The 2,505-nt window shown below is 68.4% G+C and carries 2 protein-coding genes; both read right to left on the minus strand.

From position 1 onward, the window contains the following. The coding region (locus tag AB0J33_RS31130; RefSeq protein ID WP_363618727.1) for a type I polyketide synthase at positions 1 to 1,793 on the minus strand (1,793 nt) is incomplete at its 3' end. Beyond that, a partial coding sequence (locus AB0J33_RS31135; RefSeq protein ID WP_363618729.1) for a beta-ketoacyl reductase occupies positions 1,790 to 2,505 on the minus strand: 716 nt, incomplete at its 5' end. The genes AB0J33_RS31130 and AB0J33_RS31135, both read right to left, overlap by 4 nt.

The raw sequence follows: 2,505 nt of genomic DNA on the forward strand, positions 1-2,505 counted from the left end.
ACCGGCTCGGCGTCCCACAACGCCACACCCATGCCCACCCACTGCGCACCCTGACCCGGAAACACAAACACCGGACCCGCCCCACCACCCGCACCGGCCGCGACACCCCGCACCACCACCGGCGACGCGTCCAGATCCCGCAACCCCGCCAGGAACCCGTCCACCTCCCCAGCCACCACCACCGCCCGATGCGCGAACACCGACCGGCCCGCCAACACCCGCCCCACCGCAACCGGCCCCACCTCAGGCCGATCCGCCACGAACCCGGCCAACCGCTGCGCCTGCGCCCGCAACGCCGTCTCGGTCTTAGCCGACAACAACCACGGCACCACCCCGTCGGCCGGCACCACCGGCGACTCCTGACCCGAACCCACCGCGTCGGCCAGTGTGTCCCGCGGCGACTCGAACGGTTCGGCTTCTTCGAGGATGAGGTGGGCGTTGGTGCCGCTGATCCCGAACGAGGACACCCCGGCGCGTCGTGGCCTACCGTTGCCGGGCCATGGGGTGGCCTCGGTCAGTAGTCGCACCGACCCGGCCGACCAGTCCACGTGCGAGGACGGGGCGTCCACGTGCAGTGTCCTGGGCATCAGCCCGTGGCGCATCGCGAGGATCATCTTGATGATCCCGGCGACGCCTGCTGCTGCCTGGGTGTGGCCGATGTTCGACTTCACCGACCCCAACCGCAACGGTTGGTCCGCGGGCCGGTCCTGCCCGTAGACGGCGATCAGCGCTTGTGCTTCGATCGGGTCGCCCAGCGTGGTGCCCGTGCCGTGCGCCTCCACCACATCAACCTCGCCCGGCGTCAACCGCGCGTTGGCCAACGCCTGGCGGATCACCCGCTGCTGCGACGGCCCATTCGGAGCACTCAACCCGTTGGAAGCGCCGTCCTGGTTGACCGCGCTGCCCCGCAACACCGCCAACACCTGATGCCCCCGCCGACGGGCATCCGACAACCGCTCCAACACCACAACCCCGACACCCTCACCCCAACCCGTACCGTCAGCCGCGTCCGCGAACGGTTTACACCGCCCATCCGCCGCCAACCCACCCTGCCGGGAAAACTCCACAAACGCACCCGGAGTCGCCATCACCGCTACACCGCCGGCCAGGGCCATCGAACACTCACCCGACCGCAACGCCTGCGCCGCCAAATGCACCGCGACCAACGACGACGAACACGCCGTGTCCACCGACACCGCCGGACCCTCCAGGCCCAACGTGTACGCCACCCGCCCCGACATCACACTCGCCGCATTGCCAGTAAGGAGATGTCCCTCGCTACCGGTCTGCCCGTCGCCGATCACCGAGATGTAGTCCTGCCCGGTCGTGCCCACATACACACCGGTGTCCGACCCACGCAGCCCGGACGGGTCGATCCCCGCCCGCTCCAACGCCTCCCAGGAAACCTCCAACAACAACCGCTGCTGCGGATCCATCGCCACAGCCTCCCGCGGACTGATCCCGAAGAACCCCGCGTCGAACAACGCCGGATCCGTCAGGAACCCACCCTCCCGGACGTAGCTGGTCCCCGACCGCGCCGGATCCGGGTCATACAACGACTCGACATCCCAACCCCGATCCATCGGCCATGGCCCGATGGCGTCGTCACCCGCGGCAATGAGATTCCAGAACTGTTCCGGGGTATCTATGCCGGCCGAGAACCGGCAGGCCATCGAGACCACGGCGATGGGCTCAGTCACCCGATCCTGAATCTCGTGCAGGCGTCGCCGGGTCTCCAGCAGGTTGTCCGTGGCCTGTCGCAGATATGTCCGCAGCTTCTCATCGTTGCTCACGCCGTTCGCCCTCCCTCGGAGCTTACGATCTTGTCGAGAACGTCGAACAGCTCGTCATCGGAGGCCGCATAGGTGTCGATCACCGGGATTGCCTCGTGGCCGCCCGTCTGGGCCTCGAGCCTGCGCACCAGCTCACGCAGGCGGTCCGCCAGCTGCGTTGGATCTCTGCCATCTCCCGGGGCCAACGTGCGTATAGCCTGCTCGATCCGGTCCAAGTCGGACTGCAGGGCATTTGCGGGCGTCTTCTCCTCTGGCACAACTCGCGTCCACAGCTCGCGGCCGAGTTCGGCGGGGGTGGGGTAGTCGAAGACCAGCGTGGCCGGCAGTGACAGCCCGGTCGCGGTGGCCAGCCGGTTACGTAGTTCCACCGCGGTCAACGAGTCGAAGCCCAGTTCGCGGAACGCGCTGTGCGGGTCGATCGTCGTTGGGTCGGCGTGGCCGAGTACGACGGCGGCTTGTGCGCGTACCAGTTCCAGGACTGTTCGCTGGCGTTCCTCGACTCCCATAGCGGCCAGCCTGGTGGCGAGGTCTACTCGCGTGTCGGTGGTGGTCGCGGCCCGGCGGGCGGTCCCGCCGGCCAGCGTTTGCCACAGCGGTGGCACAGCACCGGCGCCGGTACGGCGTAGTGCGGGCAGGTCCACCCGGATCGGTACGAGTTGCGGTTGGTTGGTGCGTATTGCGGTGTCGAACAACGCCAGGCCCTGCTCGGAGG

Origin of the sequence: Micromonospora sp. NPDC049645 (genome assembly GCF_040675155.1) — a bacterium.
In the GTDB taxonomy this organism is placed as follows: Bacteria; Actinomycetota; Actinomycetes; order Mycobacteriales; family Micromonosporaceae; genus Micromonospora.